This window comes from Salinisphaera shabanensis E1L3A (genome assembly GCF_000215955.2).
Taxonomy (GTDB): Bacteria; Pseudomonadota; Gammaproteobacteria; order Nevskiales; family Salinisphaeraceae; genus Salinisphaera; species Salinisphaera shabanensis.
The window spans coordinates 1-22,888 of record NZ_AFNV02000018.1; the positions used below are offsets into that span (position 1 = coordinate 1).

Genomic DNA, 22,888 nt, shown 5'->3' on the forward strand with positions numbered 1-22,888 from the left:
ACAGAACGAATGGTGCACTCCCAGAACTGATAATGCGAGCCAAACATCTACCGTTGTAATACGCCCTTCGACACGTGTGCTGCGTTCCGCGGGCCGTTTAGCTGGATTGCTAGCTGCGACGAATACCCTAGGCGGACTAAGTTACTGCGGCTTTATGAACCACACTACGTATCAGAAGGAGGCGCATTACAATGGCTCTTAATAAAGAAGAATTTCGACAACGCTATGCTCGCTTGGCACCTTTCTATGACGGTGGACTGTGGTTCTATCGCGCGTTCGGTCTTCGAATCGACCATTACCGTAGACAGGCTGTATCCCGCCTCCACTTACTAGCCGGCGAGACAGTGGTGGATCTAGGGTGTGGTACGGGTCTAAATTTCAAGCACCTTCAGGAAAAGGTGGGTCCCCGCGGGCGTATCATTGGCGTAGACCTGACGCCTGAAATGCTAAGCGTCGCCAGACGGCGAGTCGAACGAGCGGGCTGGCTAAATGTTGAGCTTGTCGCGGCCGACATGACGACCTACCGGATCCATGACGCAGACGCGGTATTGGCTACGCTCGCGCTCTCAACGGTCGCCAGCTACGAAACCCTGATCGAGTGTATAGCTACCGGGCTCCCGGCGCATGGACGTATTGCTAACTTCGAACTGCAATGGCCCGATCGGTGGCCGAAATGGCTCGGGCAACTGGGTGTTTTCTTCAATCGTCCGGCGGGCGTAACCTCCGATATTGTTCACCGGCGACCCGCTGAGGCGATCAAGCGACACTTTACGCAATTCGAATGCGAAAGCCTCTACTGGGGGGCGGCCTATGTCTGTTCCGGCTGGCAACCGAAGCCTAGGCACATATCTAGCGCCAGCTAGGCAGGGTTGGTGCGCGCGTTGGCACACGATCATCTGCGCACCTAAATATTCGTAGCGAGTAACGGCAGCCCCGTTAAACGATTGCTGATGCCAGCATTACAAAATTTACCCCAACCCACGATCCAACGTTCCCGACTGAGATGCGTACCTTAGAGGGTCATTTAGAGCAACCGGCATCACCATTGGCGAGGCGTCGTCGTCGAAGGCCGAGAACTCGACATGGGCATGATCGCCCTCACCCGGCACCGGCCAGTCGACATGGCTCGCCCACGCCTGGGCACTCACGGCCACGAGCGTTACGAGCAGCACGGCAATCAGCCGCTGCAATCGGCGGTTTCGAACGATCATGGCGCAAAGCCTAGCACAGGCCGGATCGAACCTAGCAGACACGCGGACCTGTACGTCTTTGCTGGCGCTGCCGGCCGCGGCCATTAGATTGGCTTATTCGAAAGCCAATAAAGATTTATTTTTGCTTATTTCGGGCCTGTCTCATATTGGCGCTGAAAAAGAGCGCCCGAAGAAGACGCTCGTGTTTGCGATGCGCGCCGTGCCTGCCGCCGGCCCAGCAGGAGGGTTAATCCATGGACTCAAGCGATCCGCTTGCCAACGCCGTGCCCGCCGCGACCGATCGCGATCGGCCCGACCGGCGCACGCTCGCCAACGCGATTCGTATTCTCGCCATGGACGCGGTGCAACAGGCTAATTCCGGCCACCCCGGCATGCCGATGGGCATGGCCGACATCGCCGAGGTGCTGGCCAACGATTTCATGCGGTGCAACCCGTCCAATCCCGGCTGGCCGGATCGTGACCGGCTGGTCGTTTCCAACGGTCATGGCTGTATGCTGCAATATGCCCTGCTCCATCTGACCGGCTACGACCTGCCGCTCGAACAGCTGCGCCAGTTCCGTCAGCTGCATTCCCGGACGCCGGGACACCCGGAATACAGGCTCACGCCGGGTGTCGAAACCACTACCGGGCCGCTCGGCCAGGGGCTTGCGAATGCGGTGGGCATGGCGCTGGCCGAAGCGACGCTCGCCGCCGAGTTCAATCGCGACGGCGAGAACATCGTCGACCACTGGACCTGGTGTCTGGCCGGCGATGGCTGCCTGATGGAAGGCATCTCCCACGAGGCCTGTTCGCTGGCCGGTCATCTGGGCCTGGGCAAGCTCGTGGTCTTCTACGACGACAACGGTATCTCGATCGACGGCGAAGTCGCCGGCTGGTTCAGCGACGACACCGCCCAGCGCTTCGAAGCCTACGGCTGGCAGGTCGTGCCCGACATCGACGGCCACAACGCCGAGGCCATTGCGCAGGCAATAGCCACCGCCCGCGAAGACCGCCAGCGCCCCACCCTGATCTGCTGCAAGACGATCATCGGTTGGGGCGCGCCGAACAAACAAGGCACCGAGGGCGTACACGGCGCGGCCCTGGGTGACGAGGAAATCGCGGCCACGCGCGCCCAGATCGGCTGGGCCGATACCACGCCATTCGCGATTCCCGATAATGTCTATGCGGCCTGGGATAAACGCGCCGCGGGTGCTGCGTTGGAGGGCGAATGGCAGCAGCGCTACGAGCGTTATGCCGCCGCTCATCCCGAACTGGCCGCGGAGTTCATGCGCCGCCAGGCCGGCGACCTGCCCGCCGACTGGTCCAAGCACATGATGCGGCATCTGCACCACGTGCAGACCGAAGGCAGCGATACCGCGACGCGCAAATCGTCGAAGGCGATGATCGAATTCTTCGCGCCGCGCCTGCCGGAACTGTTCGGCGGCTCGGCCGATCTGTCCGGCTCGAACGGTACCGACTGGAACGGCCATACGGCCGTCGGCAAGCCCGCCTATCGCGGCAACTATCTGCATTACGGCGTGCGCGAGTTCGGCATGACCGCAATCGCCAACGGTCTGGCTCTGCACGGCGGCTATATCCCGTTCACCGCGACGTTTCTGACGTTTTCGGACTATGCCCGCAACGCGGTACGCATGGCTGCACTCATGGGCACGCGCCAGATACTGGTCTATACCCACGACTCGATCGGGCTGGGCGAAGACGGCCCGACCCATCAATCGGTCGAGCATCTATCCAGCCTGCGGCTGATTCCGAACCTGCATGTCTGGCGCCCCGCCGACGATGTGGAAACCGTCGCGGCCTGGATGGCGGCGATCGAGCGCGCCGAGGGGCCGAGCGCATTGGCGCTGTCGCGCCAGGATCTGCCCCATCTGGAGCGCGACGTGCCCGGCGTCGAGAACATACGCCGTGGCGGCTATGTGTTGCACGAACCGCCGCAGACACCGGAGGCGTTGATTATCGCGACCGGCTCGGAAGTGGCGATTGCAGTAGCCACCGCCAAGACGCTGGCGGCCGAAGGCCGGGCGATCCGCGTGGTCTCGATGCCCTGTCTCGATCTGTTCGAAACCCAGGATGCGGCCTATCGCGAATCCGTACTGCCGGCGCATATCGAGGCGCGCGTGGCGATCGAGGCCGGGGTAAGCGCGCTGTGGCGTTATTACGTCGGCCCGCGGGGGCGCGTGCTCGGCGTGGATCGTTTCGGCGAGTCCGCGCCGGCGGCCGATGTCTACCGCCATTTCGGTCTCACCGAAGCGCATCTGGCCAATGCCCTGCTCGAACTCATCGGCGAGCCCGAAACCGCCTGACACGAACACGACGAACGCGAGGACACGATCATGGACACAGCCACACTCGAGGACATCGCCCAGCGCATGCTTGCCAACGGCAAGGGCCTGCTCGCGATCGACGAAAGCACGCCCACCTGCGGCAAGCGATTCGCCGATTACGGCATCGAGAACAGCGAGGACAATCGCCGGGACTACCGGGCCCTGCTGCTCTCGGCCCCGGGCCTGGGCGAGAACATCAGCGGCGCGATTCTCTATGACGAGACGCTGCGCATGAAAATGGCCGACGGCATGCCGTTCCCGCAGATGATGAACGATAACGGCATCCTGCCCGGCATCAAGGTGGATACCGGGGCCAAGGACCTGGCCGGCCATCCCGGCGAGAAAGTCACGGAAGGCCTCGACGGGCTGCGTGAGCGCCTGGCCGAATATCATGCAATGGGTGCGCGCTTTGCCAAGTGGCGGGCCGTGATCACCATCGGCGACGGCATTCCGAGCCGTGCCTGCTATCGCGCCAATGCCCATGCCCTGGCGCGCTATGCCGCGCTTTGCCAGGAAGCCGCAATCGTGCCGGTCGTCGAACCGGAGGTCTTGCTCGACGGCGATCACACGATCGATCGCTGCTACGAAGTCACCGAGGAAACACTCACCCGGCTGTTCGCCGAACTGCGCGACCAGAACGTGCATCTTCCGGGCCTGATCCTGAAATCCAGCATGGTGCTACCGGGCAAGAACGCTGCCCGCCAGGCCGACGTGGGCGAAGTCGCGGCAGCCACCCTGCGCTGTCTGTATGCGAGCGTGCCGGCCGCCGTGCCGGGCATCGCGTTTCTCTCCGGTGGCCAGAGCAACGAAGACGCGACTGCGCATCTAGACGCGATGAACAAACAGGATGCCGGCGCCGCCCCTTGGCGGCTGACCTTTTCCTATGCCCGGGCATTGCAGCAGCCCGCGCTGGATACCTGGCGTGGCGATAACGCCAATACCGGCCCAGCCCAGCAGGCGCTGCTGCACCGGGCCCGCTGCAATCGCGCCGCGGCACAGGGGGAGTACGATCCGTCTCAGGAACGACAGGTCGCCTGAACCGCCCCGCCGCCACAAAAAGCAACAACAAGCGATAGTGCGATTGCCCCAACGGGAGGAGCCCCATGTCGATCAAGCATCCCGTATTCGCCGTCACCGGATCGTCGGGTGCCGGCACCTCGACCGTGCGCGAAGCCATGGAACATATTTTTCGGCGCGACGGCTTTCGGGCCGCGACTGTGGAAGGCGACTGCTTTCACAAATTCGAACGCACCGAGATGAAGCGCCAGGTGCAGCTCGCCGAGGAGGCGCGTCGCCCGTTCAGCCATTTCGGGCCGGAGGCGAACCATTTCGACAAGCTCGAGGAGCTGTTTCGGGTACATGGTGAAACCGGCGGCGGCCAGCGGCGTCATTATCTGCACAACGAAGAGGAAGCCGAGCCCTGGGGCCAGGAACCCGGCACCTTCACGCCCTGGGAAGAGGTGCCCGAAGGCTGTGACCTGCTCTTCTACGAAGGACTGCACGGCGGTGTGACCACCGAGGAGGTCGACGTGGCGAAGCATGTGGATCTGCTGGTCGGCGTGGTGCCGATCATCAACCTGGAATGGATCCAGAAACTGCACCGCGACAAGCTGGCTCGCGGCTACAGTACCGAAGCAGTAATGGATACCATCCTGCGCCGCATGCACGATTATGTGCACTACATCACGCCGCAGTTCTCGCGCACGCATATCAACTTTCAGCGCGTGCCCACCGTGGACACCTCGAACCCGTTCATCAGCCGCTATATTCCGGCGCTGGATGAAAGCCTGATCGTGATCCGTTTTCGCGATCCGAAGAAGATCAACGTGGATTTCCAGTATCTGCTGTCGATGATCCACGATTCCTTCATGTCCCGGCGCAATACGCTGGTGGTGCCGGGCGGCAAGATGGCGTTCGCCATAGAGATCATCATGCAGCCGCTGATCGAGTCGATGGTCACCACCGGCGTGGTCCGCTACCGCTAGCGTTCAGCCGCTCGCGCCCGTGATCGCGCCTGCGGCCTTGGTAGCCGTCGGCCAGACCGTGTCCGCATTGTCGATCAGGAACTGCTTGAACGCCTGCGCGGCCGGCGATAGCCGCTTGCCTTCACGATTGACGACATACCATTCCCGGGTGATCGGGAAATGCGCGACGTCGAGAATCTGCAGCCGTTCGGCATAGAGATCCAGTTCCAGGGTATGGGCCGACACCAGCCCCAGCCCGAGACCGGCGCTAACCGCCTGCTTGATCGCCTCGTTGCTGGTCATGACCATCGCCGGCGTGATCGCGATCTGGTGCCTGCGCGCGAAACGCGTCATGGCCGCACGCGTGCCGGAGCCCTCCTCGCGCACGACGAACGGTTCCTTGGCGATCGTTTTCAAGGGAATGCGCCGGCGTGACGAGAGCGGATGGCCCGGCGCGGCGATCACCACCAGCGGGTTTTCCATGAACGCCGTGCCGGCCAGCCCCTGCTCGGCCGGCGGTTCGCCCATCACCACCATATCGATACGGTTTTCGGCCAACTGCTTGAGCAGCGCCTGACGGTTGGTGACCGACAGATTGATCGCGACTTCCGGAAACTCGCGATGAAACGCGGCCAGCAGATGGGTGATGAAATAGTTCGCGGTCGTGGCAACGGCCAGATGCAGGCTGCCGCGCGACACGCCTTTCAGGCGCGCGACGACATCGCCGATCTCGTCGATCTGGGCCGCGATCCCGCGGCTGTAGCGCAGGATCTCCTCGCCTGCCGTGGTCAGATAGATCTGCTTGCCGAACTGCTCGAACAGCGCCAGCCCCAGCACCTCTTCGAGGCTTTTCACCTGGATCGAGACTGCCGGCTGGGTGAGGTGTAGTTCCTCTGCCGCCCGGGTATAGCTCGCATGCCGGGCCACGGCCTCGAAAACCTTGAGTTGACGCAGGGTAATGTTCATTCGCCGCACCGTTTTCGCGCCGTCTTCGCGGCCGTTCCAGAGCATCGTCCAGACGCTATATTTTCTTATCCAAACAATAATAACTATTTACTTTTATTTATCAATGCCGAGACCTAGTCTGGCCCTGTCGCGAGAACACCGTCAGATGCCAACGCGGAGAATCGACATGGCAGACACAATCCAGCACAACAAGCGCTACGAAGCCGGCGTGATTCCCTACAAGAAAATGGGTTACTGGGAGCCGGACTATCAGCCCATCGATACCGACATCATCGCCCTGTTCCGGATCACGCCGCAGCCGGGCGTGGACCCGGAAGAAGCCGCGGCCGCAGTGGCCGGCGAGTCTTCGACCGCCACCTGGACCGTGGTCTGGACCGACCGGCTGACCGCCTGCGAGAAATACCGCGCCAAGGCCTACCGGGTGGACCCAGTGCCCGGCAGCGAAGATCAGTATTTCGCCTTCATCGCCTACGATCTGCAGCTGTTCGAGCCGGGCTCGATCGCCAACCTCACGGCCTCGATCATCGGCAACGTGTTCGGCTTCAAGGCGGTCAAGGCGCTACGCCTCGAGGACATGCGCATTCCCACGGCCTATATGACCACCTTCAAGGGCCCGCCGACCGGGATCGTGGTGGAGCGCGAACGCCTGGACAAGTTCGGGCGCCCCCTGCTCGGCGCCACCACCAAGCCCAAGCTCGGGCTATCCGGGCGCAACTACGGCCGCGTGGTCTATGAAGCGCTCAAGGGCGGGCTGGATTTCGTCAAGGACGACGAGAACATCAACTCCCAGCCGTTCATGCACTGGCGCGATCGTTTTCTCTATGTGATGGAAGCGGTGAACAAGGCCAGCGCGGCTACCGGCGAGGTCAAGGGTCACTACATGAACGTGACCGCCGCGACCATGGAGGATATGTACGAACGCGCCGAGTTCGCCAAGGACCTGGGTTCGTCGATCGTGATGATCGACCTGGTGATCGGCTATACCGCGATCCAATCGATGTCCAACTGGGCGCGCAAGAACGACATGATCCTGCACCTGCATCGCGCCGGGCATTCCACCTACACACGGCAGAAGATGCACGGCGTGTCCTTCCGCGTGATCTCGAAATGGATGCGCATGGCCGGCGTCGACCATATCCATGCCGGCACGGTGGTCGGCAAGCTCGAGGGCGACCCGAACCAGATCGCGGGTTTCTACGACGTGCTGCGCCAGCCCTACAACGAACAGAACCTGGAGCACGGCATCTTCTTCGACCAGGACTGGGCGGGCCTGAACAAGTGCATGCCAGTGGCCTCCGGCGGCATCCATGCCGGCCAGATGCACCAGCTGCTGCACTACCTCGGCGAGGACTGCGTGCTGCAGTTCGGCGGCGGCACCATCGGCCACCCGGACGGCATCCAGGCCGGCGCGACCGCCAATCGCGTGGCGCTGGAGGCAATGATCATGGCCCGCAACGAAGGCCGCGACTATCTCGCCGAAGGGCCGGACATCCTCAACAAGGCGGCGAAGGACTGCAAACCGCTGCAGCACGCCCTGGATACCTGGAAGGACATCACCTTCGACTACACCTCGACCGACACCCCAGACTTCGTGCCAACCGCCACCGCCTCTGCCTGACCGCGCATCGCGCGACAGAACAAGTGCTTTCCGGCAGCCCGACCCGAATCAGGAGATATCGCCATGCGACTCACTCAAGGCACGTTTTCTTTCCTGCCCGATCTCACCGACGAACAGATCAAGAAACAGGTCAAATACTGTCTCGACAACGGCTGGGCGGTGAACCTCGAATACACCGACGATCCGCACCCGCGCAACACCTACTGGGAGATGTACGGCCAGCCCATGTTCGACCTGAAAGACCCGGCCGGGCTGATGATGGACCTGGAAGAAGCCCGCAAGACATTCCCCAACCACTACATCCGGCTCACTGCCTTCGACAGCACCCATCAATGGGAAACGCCGCGGCTGTCGTTCATCGTCAATCGGCCGCCGGAAGAGCCCGGCTTCCAGGTCACGCGCCAGGAATGGGAAGGCCGCAAAGTCCGCTACACCATTCACAGCTACGCCACCGATCGCCCGGCGGGACAGCGATACCAGCGTTAGTCGAACCGGCGCGCGTCCGATCTGCCAGCGCAGGACGGGCGCGCGCCTATCCCGATCGCCAGACGTAACAGGAGGCGGCCATGAGTAGCGCAGAAGACACCACCGATCGCAACAAGACCGAGCCGCTGGCCGACGACGCGCGCGTGGATCTCGACGCGGTGTTCGAAGAATCCCAGATCCAGGAAGTCTTCGACCAGTTGGATCGCGACCTGGTGGGCCTGACCCCGGTGAAGACGCGGATTCGCGAGATCGCCGCCCTACTGCTGGTCGATCATGTGCGCCGCCAGTTCGATCTCGCCTCGGACACGCCGACCCTGCATATGTGCTTCACCGGCAATCCCGGCACCGGCAAGACCACGGTCGCCGAACGCATGGCCCAGATCCTGCACAAGCTCGAGTATGTGCGCGAAGGCCATCTGGTGTCGGTGACGCGTGACGATCTGGTGGGCCAGTACATCGGCCATACCGCGCCCAAGACCAAGGAAGTCATCAAGCGCGCGATGGGCGGCGTGCTGTTCATCGACGAGGCCTATTATTTGTATCGGCCCGAAAACGAGCGCGACTACGGCCAGGAATCGATCGAAATACTGCTACAAGTCATGGAAAACCAGCGCGATGATCTGGTTGTGATTCTTGCCGGCTACAAGGATCGAATGGACCGGTTCTTTGAATCCAATCCGGGGTTTCGCTCAAGGATCGCCCATCACGTCGACTTTCCGGACTACGACGTGGGTGAGCTCTGCTCAATCAGCGAGCTAATGCTTGCAGAGCAGCATTACGTGTTCAGCGACGATGCACAGATGGCGTTCGAGGACTATATCGATCGGCGCATGCGCCAGCCGTACTTTGCCAATGCCCGGTCGATTCGCAACGCACTCGATCGATTGCGCTTACGCCAGGCAGCGCGGTTGTTCAAAGCCGGCGGCGCGGTCACCAAAAAACAGCTGATGACGATCGAGGCCGAGGATGTCCTTGCCAGCCGGGTATTCGGCCTCCCGGTCGAAAGCCGAAGCAGCGATTAATCGCTACCGTTCTCGTCTTGTATTGTGTTGTGTGCGACCTTATTTCGATAAATATTTCCCGGCTTCGGATCCAGGTCAAACACTGCCAATGTGGCGTGCACGCGCGGCTGTGGTGGCGGGCATCGGTCGAAGCCGCTAATGTCGGTGCACATGACAGATACGCTTACTTCGTTTACCGATCGCCGGCGGAATAAGAATTCGGCGCCGCCACCGCGCGCGGAATGGCCCGCCTGGCCGATCTATGGCCTGGTCGATGATCTCTATCCCGTCGTTGCGGCGTGGCATGCAAACGGCCATCGCGTTGCACTCGCTACGCTGGTAAGCATCGTCGGCTCGTCACCGCGCCCGCTCGGCAGCGAAATGGCGATCAACGAACACGGTGAAGTCGCGGGCTATGTATCCGGCGGCTGCGTGGAAGGCGCGGTCGCGGCTCAGGCGCTTGAGGTATTGAAAACAGGCACGCCGGCCATGCTCGATTATGGCGCGGGTAGCCCGGTGCTGGACGTGCAGCTGACCTGTGGCGGGCGTATTGGCATCTTCGTTCGCGCGATCGACGATGTGGGCGAGTATGTCGCGCACTGGGGCGAAGCGCGTGAGCGGCGTCAGCCTCTCGATGTAGCGATCGATCTCGAAAGCGGCACGCATCGCTATGGCCCGGCACACAACGAGGCCAGCCATCGCATATTCCATCAACGTTACCTGCCGACGCCGCGACTGGTTATTGCCGGCGGCGACCCGGTCACGCTCGCATTGGCACAGCTTGCGCCGACTTTCGGTTATGACGTCTTGTTGCTGCGGCCGTACGGCCCGCCTGCCCCGCCGCCGAATTCCACACTTGCGCATTACGATACGCGGCCGCTCGCACGCGCACTGGAGGCGCTTACATTAGACGCCTACACTGCGCTTTACACGCTGACGCATGACATCGACGACGACCATTCAGCGCTTGCGAAAGGTTTGGCGTCACCCGCATTCGCGGTCGGCGCTTTGGGAAGCCGCAGCAAGGCAGCGGACCGAATTGAACGCCTTCGTGCCGCGGGTTTTTCTGTTGAAGCGTTGCAGCGACTGCATACGCCGGCCGGGCTGTCGATCAACGCCCGCGAGCCGCGCGAAATTGCGCTATCGGTGCTTGCAGAGCTTGTCGCTCTGCGTGCCCGCGTGAGCGCAGCCACGGCGTGATCGGCGCGATCGTGCTGGCCGGCGGTGCGTCGACGCGCTATGGCCATGACTCCAAACTGCTGGCGTGGCTGGCCGGCCGAACCGTTATCGCACGCAGCGTGGCTGTGCTCGATGACCAACCGGTCCGGCCTGTCATTGTCGTTACCGGGCGAGAACGCCAACGCGTACGTCGGGCGGTGCAGGCGCAAGCAACCGGATCTCGCCGGTATCGCTGGGTTCATAATCCGAACTACCGCAGCGGTATGGCAGAAAGCCTGCGCTGCGGGCTGGGCGCGTTGCCGACACGCTGCGATGCCGCTCTGATCATGCTGGGCGATATGCCCGGTATCGAAAAACGCACGATTTCAAGACTCTGTCGTCTTTGGCGGCCGGGTCTGGACTACGTTCGACCGGTGTGTGCTGGCCGACCCGGCCACCCCGTGATCGTTTCGCGACGGTTGTTCCCCGATCTCGCCCGCCTCGACGGCGATCGCGGCGCCAAAGCCATTCTCGACCAGGTACCCGCGACGCGTTTTCGTGTACTCGACGCCCCCGCGGGCTGTTTGCGCGATGTCGATACCCCGGCCGCGGCTCGTCGTGCCGAACGTTCTTTCAATCGCGGTCATAGCCAAAACCAAACCGGCACCATTTCGTCATCGTTTATGGTGTAGGAGTATCGGTATTACCGTTCAGTCCAGACAATAAAACAAAAGCATTCCACCGAGCGACGCGCCGAGCGTTGCCCAAAAAACGGAGAAATCCATGAACAACCGTGACACCCGCGGTGCCGCCAGCAACGCTGGCGAACCCAAACATTCGGCATCGCGCCGTCGCTTCATGAAGACGGTCGGTATGTCCAGCATAGCCGCGGCAACGTCCGGCGCGGGCATTGGCCAGGCGTTTGCCGACGAAGGCGACGCCCCCACGCCGACAACTGCCGATGCGCCCGCCGCCGGCAAGACGCGTGTATCGTTCACGATCAACGGCCAGATGAAGCAGATCGACGTCGCCCCCAATGTGATTCTTCTCGATGCGATCCGCGACGAACTACAGCTCACAGGCACCAAGAAAGGCTGTGACCACGGCCAATGCGGCGCCTGCAACGTGCATGTCAACGGCACCGTCGTCAATTCCTGTCTGAGCCTGGCCGTGATGCACGACGGCGACGAGATCACGACCGTCGAAGGGCTGTCCAAAGACGGCGAGCTGCACCCGATCCAGCAGGCTTTCCTCGATGAAGATGCCTACCAGTGCGGTTACTGCACGGCGGGCCAGATGATGACCGCAACCTATGTGCTGGGCAGTTCGCATATTGGCGACAGCGATGATGCCGTACGTGAAGCCATGAGCGGCAATATCTGCCGCTGCGGTGCGTACAAGAACATCCTTTCGGCGGTTCAATCCACGCGCGGCAAGGTCTAGGAGACGTTTCGATGCGAAATTTCGAATATCAGAAAGCCGATAGCGTGAATGCTGCAGTGTCGGCCCACGCGGGCCAGCCGTCGTCGTTCGTTGCCGGCGGTACCACCCTGCTCGACCTGGTTAAGATCGACATCATGCAGCCCGAGCGCGTCGTCGACGTAAACGGGCTGCCGCTCTACGACGTCGAAGAACTCGACGACGGCCGGCTCAAGATCGGCGCGATGGTGTCCAATACCGATCTCGCCTACCACCCCAAGGTCGTCGACCAGTACGCGGTGCTTTCCGAAGCATTGCTATCCGGCGCTTCGACATCGCTTCGCAATAAGGCGACAACTGGCGGCAACGTCATGCAGCGAGTGCGTTGTCCGTATTTTCGCGACGGCGTATCGGCCTGCAACAAACGTGAACCCGGTTCGGGCTGTGCGGCGATCGGCGGGCACAACCGCAGCGTGCACGCCGTGCTGGGCACCAGCGACAAGTGCATTGCCAGCCATCCGTCCGATATGTGCGTAGCCATGGCAGCGATCGGCGCAACCGTGCTGGTGAGCGGGCCGAACGGCGAGCGCGAGATCGATTTCCTCGACTTCCATCTGCTGCCGGGCGACTCGCCGGAAAAGGAGCATGCGCTGGAAGCCGACGAATTGATTACTCACGTGGTGCTGGATGCGCCGATCAAGGGTAGCCGCTCGACCTATCTCAAACTGCGCGACCGCGCGTCCTACCAGTTCGCCCTGGCCTCCAGCGGCGTGATTATCGCGACCGATGGCAACACCATTCGTGATGCCCGGATCGCCATGGGCGGTGTCGGCACCAAGCCCTGGCGCGCACGCGAGGCCGAGCAGGCGCTCATCGGCCAGCCCGCGACCGAGGCAAGCTTCAAGAAAGCCGCCGAGATCGCTTTCAAGGGCGCTACGCCCTACGAACACAACGCGTTCAAGATTCCGCTGGGACAGCAGGCTGTCGTACGCAGTCTCACCAACGCCACCGCGGCCTGAGGGCAGAGGACAAACAACCATGACTGACAAGATTCAAGCCAAGATCATCGGCGCGTCCAAGCCGCGTATCGATGGCCCGCAAAAGCTCAGCGGGCAGGCCATGTATGCGGCGGATCATCACCTGCCGAACATGGCGTATGCCTACGGCGTTTTCAGTACCGTGGCCAGCGGTACGATCGACAATATCGATCTCTCCAAGGCCAAGCAGATGCCGGGGGTGATCGATATCTTCCATCACGATCATTTCCCCAGCCTGTATCGCACGCCCAGCAGCTTTGCACAGGAAAACAAAGTTGATGAAACACGCCTGCCGTTCGAGGATGGCAAGGTGTACTACCCGGGCCAGTTCGTTGCGCTCGTCGTTGCCGATACGTTCGCGAACGCCCGTGCTGCGGCCTATGCGGTGAAAGTCGCCTACAGCGCCGATGCCGAGCCCATCGCCACCCTGAGTCAGGCGCTCGAGCGCGGCGACAAGCCGAAGACTGCGGATTCCAGCGGCCATAGCCGCGGCAACCCCGACAGCGCGTTCGAGTCCTCGGCAAACCAGATCGACGTGACCTATGTCACGCCGATGGAAACCCATAACCCGATGGAAATGCACGCGAGTGTGGCCAATTGGGAGAACGGCGATCTCGTGCTTTATGAGTCGTCGCAGGGCGTGATCTTCGCGCGCAATGTGATGGCCAAGGTCTTTGGTTTGCCACCGGAGCGGGTCGAAGTCCGCTCGCCGTTCATCGGCTCCGGCTTCGGCAGCAAGCTCTGGCTGTGGCCGCATGCGATTGCCGCAGCTGCTGCGGCACGCGAAGTCGGCCGCCCGGTCCAACTGGTGGTGCCACGCCAGCAGATGTTCACGACCACGGGCCACCGCCCGCCGACCCAGCAACAGATTCGTATTGGCGCAGACGACAACGGCAAGCTCACAGCGTTAACCCACGATTCGGTCAATACCACCTCGATGGTCGATACCTACGTCGAAACCACAGGCAGCTGTACGAAAAGCCTGTACGACTGTGAAAACCTGCGCGTGAGCCATGCGACCATCGGTGCCAATCACGGCACGCCGACCTCCATGCGTGCGCCGGGCGCTGCACCGGGGCTTTTCGCGCTCGAATCGGCCATGGATGAAATGGCCGAAAAGCTGAACATGGATCCGCTCGAGTTCCGCAAGGCCAACTACACCGAGCGCGACCAGAGCATGGATCTGCCCTTCTCCAGCATCCATCTCATGGAAGCCTTCGACAAAGGTGCCGAAAAGTTCGGCTGGTCGAAGCGCAATGCCGAGATCGGCTCGATGGGCGATGGCGACGAGATTCTCGGCTGGGGTATGGCAGCGTGCAACTGGGAAGCGCTGAAGATGAACTGCGACGCCCGGGTTTCGCTCCGTGCCGACGGCACGGCGTACGCCTCCTGTGCAACCCAGGACATCGGTACCGGCACGTATACGATCGTGGCCCAAGCTGTCTCGGCGATTACTGGCATACCGCTGGACAAGATCGAGGTGGAGCTGGGCGACTCCAGCTATCCGAGCGGACCGGTTTCCGGCGGGTCCTGGGCAACGGCGACAACGCTGCCGGCAATCGCAGAGGCCACGCGATCGGCGATTGACGCACTGAAAAGCTACGCCATCAGCGACGGCGGTGCCTTTGCGGGGGCGAAGTCGGACGACCTGAGCTTCGACGACGGCAAGCTCGTCGATGGTGACGGCAAATCGGTCGCCTACACCGATGTGCTCAGCCAGCTCAAACTCGCCAATGCCGATGGCGAAGCGCATACGCCCGGCGCGCCGCAAGGCGAATATTCGTTCCGCTCGTTCGGAGCCCACTTCGTCGAGGTGCGCTGGGACCCGGGCATTTCGCGCCTACGGGTGTCGCGGGTGGTGAGCGCGATCGACGTCGGCCAGATCATCAACGAAAAGACCTCGGCGAATCAGGTCGAAGGCGCGATCGCCATGGGCATCGGTATGGCGCTGTTCGAAGCCACCGAGTACGACGAAGGCTCGGGCCTGCCGGTGAACAACAACTATGCGGAATATCTGGTGCCGGTTCATGCCGACCAGCCGGATTCCGTCGATGTGATCCTGCTCGATCATCCGGACTATGCGTTCAACGAATTCGGGGCGCGCGGTATTGGCGAAATTGGTATCACCGGTATGGCCGCCGCGGTGGCCAACGCGGTTCATCACGCCACCGGCAAACGCATCCGCGAGTTGCCGATCCGCCTTGAAGAGCTGATGAGCGCCTAGCAAATTCGGTGCTTGGTTGAGGGCGGCTGCGGCCGCCCTTTTTGTATGGACGGTCGCGCGCGCCCGAGCTGAAAATTTTATTCGTCCCTCGCGTTAAACCTTTGTGCCAAAACGATGTCTCAGACCCATCGCTGCAGGGTATGAATAAGGCAAAACGTGACGATGGACGTATTGATCATCGAATCCGACGATCGCCGCGCGATCGATATCGGCGATTACCTGAGCCGCCAGGGCGACGATCCGGACTTTGCTTCGGACGGCGCTTTGGCGATTCGTCTGTGTGATGCGCATCGCTACGATGCCGTTATTCTCGATCCTGACCCGCCGCGGGTGGATAGCGATGGCCTGTGCACGCGGCTACGCGCGGGGCTGGGCGCAGGGCCGCCGATCATCGTGCTTGCCGGTAACGAACGCGTCCCGCGCGAGCCGATCGCGGATGTCGAAAATTGCGTGCTCGCCTCGAATGAATTGCCGGATCTATATGCACGACTCGAGTCCGCTGTGCACTACAAACGGCGCCGGCTCAAATCCGCGGGTAGTGCCGCCCTGCAGCTCGATCCGGATCGCAGCGCTGCGCACTGTGCCGGCGAGACGGTTCCACTGGCGCCAACCAGCTACCGCATTCTGGAGCTTCTGGTACAGGCGCACCCCGATATCGTGCTCAGAGAAACAATCGAAAACGCCGTATGGCCGGAAGCTCGGCCCGCTTCGGAAGCCGCGCTGCGCGGCCACGTACACCGACTGCGTCAACTGTTGGCCGAGGTGGGCGGCGAATCATTGATCCGTACCGTTCGCGGCGTGGGCTATCGCTTGAGTGACGCGATCTGAGCGCTATGAAGCTGGCCGGCTAATAGGCTACGTGCCGGTATAGGTCCATAGCCGGTCGCCGATGGCACCGACGCCTTTTCTGAACCAAGGCCGGGCGCACGCCGGCGTTGACGCGCGACGGCGGAAAACAACCGGCAGAGTCAGCTGCTTTTACGCCGACTCGAATTGAGGACAGCCGTAAGCAGCGCCTAAAAGCCTAGTGAAACGAGCTGCAAACCGCGCTCGGCTGCCAGCCGCGCGTCGCGCATCTCATTCCAGGCGCTGAGATGTACTCTCTACAGGCCGAAAACGGCCTGGCACACTTGTACGGCCGCTTCATTGTAGGGTTTGCGCGCTCCGACCCTCTCGGTGCAGTGTAAGCTTGCGCCTATACAACAAAATACGATGGAGGAGAGCGATGAAATATACCCTGCCACTGCTCGTGGCTGGCAGTCTATGCCTGCCCGTGTCGGCATTCGCGGCAAAAACCCCGGCCCATGATTACCCGACCCAGGCCCGCGTCGAGTATGTCTACGACTGTATGAATCGGTTGGGCGGCGAGAATTACGACACGCTCTATAAATGCTCTTGCAGCATCGACTATATCGCCGACCAACTGCCCTACGACGACTATGTCACGCTCGATACCTATCAGCGTGGGCAGAACGCCGCGGGTGAACGCCCCGAGGTGCTGCGAGAGGGCAGTATTGCGCGTGACAGTCGTAGTCAGCTGGCCAAGCTCAAGTCCGAAGCTGACGATCAGTGCCTGATTGATAGCGACGCACAGCAATAACGACTGCCGTGCGGGCTCTGACTCCTTGGGTGTGTTGCACCGCACTTTCCGTTCGAGAAAAGCCTCAAAATCCGCGTATTTATGCTGCGTCGCAGCGCGCTACAGGCGAGTTTTGTTGGGGTGGCAATTCGTCCGCCCCAAGAATTCGAGTGCACTGGCATAAGACTTTTGTGTAAGGCGCATACAACCGCACGATCCGGCGGTTTGTTTCAGCTGTGCTTGCTGCGCGGCCGCTCAGCCGGTTTGGGACAACTTCCCGCTATTCGAGGTTGGGAAAAACGGAACTTGCAAATTCCGATCAAGGGTCGTTTGGCCCGTTGACGCTCGACGTAGCGCGTGCTATCGAAACCGTGAGGGGAAGGATCGGACGCCTCGTTCGTAGTGCCCCGATCCGGCTGGCCATCCCTGCATAACAACAATGGCCGACGCCTACCAAATTACGTGACGGAGGAGAAACGTCGTGAAATTACAACCCGCCAAGGGGGCTCTTCGCTTGGCTACGGCTGCTATAGCCGTTTCCTCGCTGATGGGGTCCGGTATCGTTTTTGCCCAAAACGATAATGCTGACAGCCAGAACAGCGATTCAAGCAAACAAGACAACACGTCGCAGTCCACTGATCTGGTCCAGCTGCAAAAGGACCCGAGCAACTGGACCATGTGGAGCGGCCAGTACAACGGTCAGCGCTATAGCGAACTCGATCAGATCAACGCTGAAAACGCGGGGCAGCTGTCCCCGGCATGGACGTTCTCGACCGGCGTCCTGCGCGGCCATGAAGGTGGCCCGCTGGTGATCGGCGATACGATGTATATCTCGACGCCTTTCCCGAACAAGGTCTTTGCGCTCGATCTGGAAACGCACGCGATTAAGTGGAAATACGAGCCCACACAGAATCCGCAAGTCATTCCGATCATGTGTTGCGATACCGTCAACCGTGGCCTGGCCTACGGCGACGGCAAGATATTCCTCCAGCAGGCGGATACCACGCTGGTCGCACTGGACCAGAAGACCGGCAAGGTCGAATGGAAGTCGGTTAACGGCGATCCGACCAAGGGCGAAAGCGCGACCAATGCCCCGATCGTGATCAAGGACAAGGTCTATACCGGTATTTCCGGCGGCGAGTTCGGTGTGCGCGGCCATCTGACGGCCTACAACGTGTCCGACGGCAAGATGGCCTGGCGTGCGTATAGCACCGGTCCGGACGACACCATGCTCATCGATCCGAAAAAGACGATGAACGCGGTCACTCAAAAGCCTGTTGGCGCGGATACCAGCCTGAAGAGCTGGGGAGGCGATCAGTGGAAGATCGGCGGTGGTACGACCTGGGGCTGGATGACCTACGATCCGGAGCTCGACCTGCTCTACTACGGTACCGGCAACCCGGGCACCTGGAACCCGACGCAACGCCCGGGTGATAACAAGTATTCCATGACCATCTTCGCCCGCGATCCGGACACCGGTGAGGCCAAATGGCTTTATCAGATGACGCCGCACGACGAGTGGGATTACGACGGCGTCAACGAAAAAATTCTGGTCGACCAGAAAATCGATGGCAAGGACCGCAAGCTGGTCGTGCACTTCGACCGCAACGGCTTCGCCTATACCCAGGATCGGGCGACCGGCGAACTGCTCGTCGCCAAGAAGTACGATCCGGCCGTCAACTGGGCAAGCGGGATCGACATGAAGACCGGTCGTCCGAAGCTGGTGGATGAATATTCCACCGACGGCAAAGTCGATCAGAACGTCACCGGCATCTGCCCGGCCGCGCTCGGCTCGAAGGACCAGCAGCCCGCGTCCTACTCGCCGAAGACGGGGCTGTTCTACGTGCCGACCAACCACGTCTGCATGGACTATGAGCCGTCGAAGGTCGACTACACCGCCGGCCAGCCCTATGTCGGCTCGACCGTTGCGATGTATCCGGGCCCGCAGGACATCGTGAACCCGACGAAAGAGTTCGAAGGCAAGCGCATGGGCACCTTCATCGCTTTCGATGCGACCACCGGCGAGATCAAGTGGTCGGTACCGGAACGCTTCTCGGTATGGAGTGGCGCCCTGGCCACCGCCGGCGATGTGGTGTTCTATGGCACTCTCGAAGGCTATCTGAAGGCGATCGATGCCAAGACCGGCAAGGAGCTCTATAGCTTCAAGACCCCGTCGGGCATCATCGGCAACGTCAACACCTGGAAATACGATGGCAAGCAGTATGTCGGCGTGCTTTCGGGTATTGGTGGCTGGGCGGGTATCGGCATGGCTGCCGGTCTGACCGACCCGAATGCTGGCCTCGGTGCAGTGGGTGGTTACAAGGACCTCAAGAACTATACCCAGCTGGGTGGTGTTCTGACCGTGTTCACCCTGCCCGATTCCGTCGCCAAGAAAGCGCATACCAGCGAAAAAGTCGCGTCCAAGTAAAGCGAATTGGTATGACGTAACCGGCCCGTATTCGTTGCGCTTCCTGCTCGACGAATACGGGCTTTTTATTGGCCGATTTGAATACGGCCGAATGTGAAACCGAGGAGATTTTTATGACCCCCACTCGTCAGACGATCGCAGTGACGCTAGTCGCGCTCGCCACATGGTCGTTGAGCTCGACCGTCCTTGCGGCCGACGACGCACCGATTGTTAACGATTACAGCAATATGGGCGCCGAATACAATCCGTCGGGCGATAGTCAGAGCAGCGATAAATCTGCAGCTGAAAACACGTCCGATTCGAGCAAGGAGACCGACTCGAAGCAAGCCGCTGCGAACACGGGCGCCGATGGCAAGCCTTACAAGGTCGAATGCGCCGATGGAAAATGCAAGGTCAGCGAAGATGTCATGGTGGGCTACGAGAAATTCGGCAGCCACTGTTCACAGTGTCATGCACAGAACGCGGAAGGCAGCACATTCGCGCCGAGTCTCGTGCAGCGTCTCAAGGGCATGGATCAAGGCCGATTCACGGCGGCTGTTGCAGGGGGTGTCACCCGCCTCGACTCGACCACGGGTCAATACAGCGTTATGCCGGCCTGGGCGAATAACGAAGATGTGATGAACCATGTTCAACAGATCTGGGCGTTTCTAAAGGCACGCTCGGATGGCGAATTGCCAGCCGGCCGGCCCCAGCAAATGGACGACAAAAGCTGATTCGCCCGCATGCGATCTCGGCTCTACGGTGTCTCCGTTGCGGTTGTCTTGCTCAACAGCGCCGTCGCGTTCGCCGACAGCAGTGCTGCCCCGTTGCAGGTGGCGCGTATAGCCGATGGTGTATTCGTGCATGAAGGCCTGCAAGAAGAGGCGGATGGGCAGAACCGAGGTGATATCGCCAACCTCGGTTTCGTGGTCGGCAACAAATGCGTCGCTGTGATCGATACCGGCGGTAGTCCGTCGGTGGGACATGCGCTACGTCGAACGATCGACGAATTGACCACCGCACCGGTTTGCTACGTCATCAATACACATATGCATCCCGATCACGCACTTGGTAACAGCGCTTTCGTGGACACGCAAGCGCGTTTCATCGCAGCCGCGGGCTTCGCGCCCGGGCTGGCCGCGCGAGGTGCAACGTATCTCGAACGCGCTCAACAAGTGCTCGGCGTTGAAACGAGTGTCGATTGGCTGGTGATGCCGGACCGGGTAATCAAAAAGACGACGGCGTTGGATCTCGGTGACCGGACGTTGCTACTCAACGTGTGGCCGACCGGCCATACCGACAACGATCTCACGGTATTCGACGAAAGCAGCCGTACCCTGTTTACCGGCGATCTGCTATTCGTCGATCGCGTACCGGCAATCGACGCCAGCCTGACCGGTTGGATCGGCGTACTGGATTCGCTGGACGCGCGCTCCCGTGATGTCGCGCACGTCGTTCCCGGCCATGGGCCGGTCGGCCAACGTCTGTCGGCAATGCTTATGCCGGAAAAACGCTATCTGAAAACGATACGCCGCGATGTGCAGCAGGCTATCGCTGACGGCTATGACCTCAACTACACGAGCGCGCATGCAGCGCGTGAACAGCGGGATGAATGGCTGCTGTTCGACGACTATCACGTGCGTAATGTCACCGCCGCCTATACGGAGCTGGAATGGCAATGAACGCTTGGAACCGCTTTCGCTCGAACGGAAACCACGTGCTCGGATGGAACCGTAATGCGCTTGTCGCGATATCGGTGTTTATCGTTTTCATGAGTTCGGCCGTTGCCGACGTACAACGACGCGACCAGGACGAGGCAGCATGGAAAAGTCTGCGTACCCAGCATTTCGGCGATCGAGCGATCGCCGATGGTGAGACGGTAGTTACGCTCGATGCACCCTATCGTGCCGAAGATCCTGCCGTGGTGCCTATCACCATCACCGACCTGCGCGCTGGTTCTGATGCGCCAGCGATTCGGAGAATATGGTTGGTAATAGACAACAACCCGGTACCGATGTCGGCGGCGTTCGAGTTTGGCCCTGCAGCGCGTTCGGCAACGATCGCCATGCGTGTACGGGTCAATTCCTACACCTACATGCGGGCGCTCGCGGAAACCGACGACGGCCGGCTGTATATGGTCAAGCGCTATGTCAAAGCTAGCGGTGGCTGTTCTGCACCGATCGGTCGGGACCTCGACGCGGCGCGCGAAAACATGGGTCAGATGCGCTTGCGTCGGGTACGTGTGGACGACACGGACACCACGCGTACCCAACTCATGATTCGCCATCCCAACATCACCGGGCTGCAGATGGATCAACTGACCCGCTTGGTGGAACCCGCGCATTTCGTGGACGCGATAACGATCCGTAAAGGCGATGCCCTGGTCCTCGATTCGACCATGACATTCTCTTTAAGCGCCAATCCCAGCTTGCAGTTCAATGTGGCAGACCATGCCGAGGGCGATCTCCATGCCCACGTGCATGACAACAAAGACAACGAATTCGAACAAACCTGGCCGGCCGCCACTGGGACCGGCGACAAGACGACAGACGACGGAACGACTTCATGATGGCAAGTACTCGACTCTCACAACACCTCGGCGGTTTCGCGCTCTTTGCGGCACTCGGGCTATGTGTTGCCCTGCCGGCAATGGCTCAGCGCGATCGCCAGGTCGAAAACCCCGCGGCCGACGCATTAAGAGTATGTGCCGACCCCAGCAACATGCCGTTTTCCAACGACAAGCGGGAAGGCTTCGAAAACCGTATTGCGGCCTTGTTCGGCGAAAAGCTGGGCGTGCCGGTGGAATACACCTGGATGGCCGAACAGATGGGCTTTGGCCGGAATACGCTCAAGCGCTGGCTACCCGAAAAGAATCGCTACGCCTGCGACCTGATCATCAGCGTTGGCAGCGCTTTTGAAGTCGGCAAGACCACCCTGCCTTACTATCGCTCGACCTATGCGCTGGCCTATACCAAAGGCCACGGCCTGGACACGATCAAGAAACCTGCCGATCTGCTGGCTTTGCCCGAGGCCAAGAAGAACGACCTGCGCATCGGTGTTTTCACCGGATCGCCGGCGGGTGACTGGGTCATCCAGAACGGAATGATCGGCCAGATCGTGAGCTATCGCGCGCAATCCGGCGGCTATGACAGCAATCCTGCGGATATGGTCACGAAAGACCTGGTGGGCGGCGATATCGATATCGCCGTGGTTTGGGGCCCGATCGCGGGGTACTACGCCAAGCAGATCGAAAGCCCGGATATCGCGGTCGTCCCGTTTTCGCGCGATGACGGCCCGATGTTCGACTTTCCTGTATCGATGGGGGTGCGCTACGGCAACGATGCATGGCTCGAGACCGTACAACGGCTTATCGACGACAACCAGGACGCGATCAACGCCATCCTCGACGACTACGGTGTGCCGCGCGTACCGTTGCGCGAAGCCGATCGTCAGGTACAGGAAGACGACGATGATTGAGCGCTATCCAAGCCCTC

The 22,888-nt window shown here is 61.0% G+C and carries 21 protein-coding genes; 19 read left to right on the forward strand and 2 right to left on the reverse strand.

Annotation, left to right across the window (positions count from 1 at the left end; genetic code table 11):
- The first annotated feature begins 191 nt into the window (after positions 1–191).
- Positions 192–863: a class I SAM-dependent methyltransferase gene (locus SSPSH_RS18000; protein WP_006914630.1), complete on the forward strand. Its 672-nt coding sequence runs from the start codon at positions 192–194 to the stop codon at positions 861–863.
- A gap of 105 nt (positions 864–968) precedes the next feature.
- Here the strand turns inward: SSPSH_RS18000 and SSPSH_RS11910 are convergent, their stop codons facing one another.
- Positions 969–1,211, reverse strand: a complete 243-nt coding sequence (locus SSPSH_RS11910; protein WP_152522806.1) for a hypothetical protein — start codon at positions 1,209–1,211, stop codon at positions 969–971.
- 233 nt (positions 1,212–1,444) lie between these two features.
- On the opposite strand from SSPSH_RS11910, the gene tkt reads away from it, so the two are divergent.
- The 3 genes from tkt (at position 1,445) to SSPSH_RS11925 (ending at position 5,520) form a co-directional block, all read left to right on the forward strand.
- Positions 1,445–3,514 (forward strand): transketolase, encoded by a 2,070-nt coding sequence (tkt, locus tag SSPSH_RS11915; protein WP_006914632.1) that lies wholly within the window; start codon positions 1,445–1,447, stop codon positions 3,512–3,514.
- Between the two features lie 30 nt (positions 3,515–3,544).
- Complete coding sequence (locus SSPSH_RS11920) at positions 3,545–4,573, forward strand: class I fructose-bisphosphate aldolase (RefSeq protein WP_006914633.1); 1,029 nt, start codon at positions 3,545–3,547, stop codon at positions 4,571–4,573.
- 65 nt (positions 4,574–4,638) lie between these two features.
- Entirely contained in the window at positions 4,639–5,520 is an 882-nt protein-coding gene (locus tag SSPSH_RS11925) for a phosphoribulokinase (RefSeq protein ID WP_006914634.1), read from the forward strand.
- Between the two features lie 3 nt (positions 5,521–5,523).
- Here SSPSH_RS11925 and SSPSH_RS11930 read toward each other — a convergent pair whose 3' ends face one another.
- Positions 5,524–6,465: a LysR family transcriptional regulator gene (locus SSPSH_RS11930; protein ID WP_040608095.1), complete on the reverse strand. Its 942-nt coding sequence runs from the start codon at positions 6,463–6,465 to the stop codon at positions 5,524–5,526.
- Positions 6,466–6,631: 166 nt separating this feature from the next.
- Here SSPSH_RS11930 and SSPSH_RS11935 point away from each other — a divergent pair, with 166 nt between their 5' ends.
- From SSPSH_RS11935 to SSPSH_RS12005, 15 genes are all read left to right on the forward strand, one after another.
- Positions 6,632–8,083 carry a ribulose-bisphosphate carboxylase large subunit gene (locus SSPSH_RS11935; protein WP_006914636.1) on the forward strand — a complete coding sequence of 484 codons (1,452 nt, stop codon included), beginning with the start codon at positions 6,632–6,634 and terminating at the stop codon, positions 8,081–8,083.
- Positions 8,084–8,146: 63 nt separating this feature from the next.
- Entirely contained in the window at positions 8,147–8,569 is a 423-nt protein-coding gene (locus tag SSPSH_RS11940) for a ribulose bisphosphate carboxylase small subunit (RefSeq protein ID WP_006914637.1), read from the forward strand.
- An 80-nt stretch (positions 8,570–8,649) separates the two neighbouring features.
- Positions 8,650–9,591 carry a CbbX protein gene (gene cbbX, locus SSPSH_RS11945; RefSeq protein ID WP_006914638.1) on the forward strand — a complete coding sequence of 314 codons (942 nt, stop codon included), beginning with the start codon at positions 8,650–8,652 and terminating at the stop codon, positions 9,589–9,591.
- Between the two features lie 150 nt (positions 9,592–9,741).
- Complete coding sequence (locus tag SSPSH_RS11950; protein WP_152522808.1) at positions 9,742–10,770, forward strand: XdhC family protein; 1,029 nt, start codon at positions 9,742–9,744, stop codon at positions 10,768–10,770.
- A complete protein-coding gene (locus tag SSPSH_RS11955; protein WP_006914640.1) occupies positions 10,767–11,420 on the forward strand; it encodes a nucleotidyltransferase family protein in 654 nt (217 codons plus the stop codon). The genes SSPSH_RS11950 and SSPSH_RS11955 overlap by 4 nt, the downstream gene beginning before the upstream one ends.
- A 91-nt stretch (positions 11,421–11,511) precedes the next feature.
- Positions 11,512–12,171, forward strand: coding sequence for a (2Fe-2S)-binding protein (locus SSPSH_RS11960; RefSeq protein WP_006914641.1), 660 nt, complete (start codon positions 11,512–11,514; stop codon positions 12,169–12,171).
- Between the two features lie 11 nt (positions 12,172–12,182).
- Complete coding sequence (locus tag SSPSH_RS11965) at positions 12,183–13,166, forward strand: FAD binding domain-containing protein (protein ID WP_006914642.1); 984 nt, start codon at positions 12,183–12,185, stop codon at positions 13,164–13,166.
- Positions 13,167–13,197: 31 nt separating this feature from the next.
- The gene (locus tag SSPSH_RS11970) at positions 13,198–15,408 is read left to right on the forward strand and encodes a xanthine dehydrogenase family protein molybdopterin-binding subunit (RefSeq protein WP_152522811.1); all 2,211 of its coding nucleotides are present in this window, start codon (positions 13,198–13,200) and stop codon (positions 15,406–15,408) included.
- Positions 15,409–15,570: 162 nt separating this feature from the next.
- Positions 15,571–16,236, forward strand: coding sequence for a response regulator transcription factor (locus tag SSPSH_RS18005; protein ID WP_006914645.1), 666 nt, complete (start codon positions 15,571–15,573; stop codon positions 16,234–16,236).
- 397 nt (positions 16,237–16,633) lie between these two features.
- Entirely contained in the window at positions 16,634–17,008 is a 375-nt protein-coding gene (locus tag SSPSH_RS11980) for a hypothetical protein (protein WP_006914646.1), read from the forward strand.
- A 538-nt stretch (positions 17,009–17,546) separates the two neighbouring features.
- A complete protein-coding gene (locus SSPSH_RS11985) occupies positions 17,547–19,415 on the forward strand; it encodes a methanol/ethanol family PQQ-dependent dehydrogenase (RefSeq protein ID WP_420852599.1) in 1,869 nt (622 codons plus the stop codon).
- A 113-nt stretch (positions 19,416–19,528) separates the two neighbouring features.
- On the forward strand, positions 19,529–20,128 hold the full coding sequence (locus SSPSH_RS11990) for a c-type cytochrome (RefSeq protein WP_021031746.1): 600 nt from the start codon (positions 19,529–19,531) through the stop codon (positions 20,126–20,128).
- A 9-nt stretch (positions 20,129–20,137) separates the two neighbouring features.
- Entirely contained in the window at positions 20,138–21,076 is a 939-nt protein-coding gene (locus SSPSH_RS11995) for a quinoprotein relay system zinc metallohydrolase 2 (RefSeq protein ID WP_006914649.1), read from the forward strand.
- Entirely contained in the window at positions 21,067–21,963 is an 897-nt protein-coding gene (locus SSPSH_RS12000) for a quinoprotein dehydrogenase-associated SoxYZ-like carrier (protein ID WP_021031747.1), read from the forward strand. Before SSPSH_RS11995 ends, SSPSH_RS12000 begins: the two co-directional genes overlap by 10 nt.
- Positions 21,960–22,871: a quinoprotein dehydrogenase-associated putative ABC transporter substrate-binding protein gene (locus SSPSH_RS12005; RefSeq protein ID WP_021031748.1), complete on the forward strand. Its 912-nt coding sequence runs from the start codon at positions 21,960–21,962 to the stop codon at positions 22,869–22,871. The genes SSPSH_RS12000 and SSPSH_RS12005 overlap by 4 nt, the downstream gene beginning before the upstream one ends.
- Positions 22,872–22,888 lie beyond the last annotated feature (17 nt).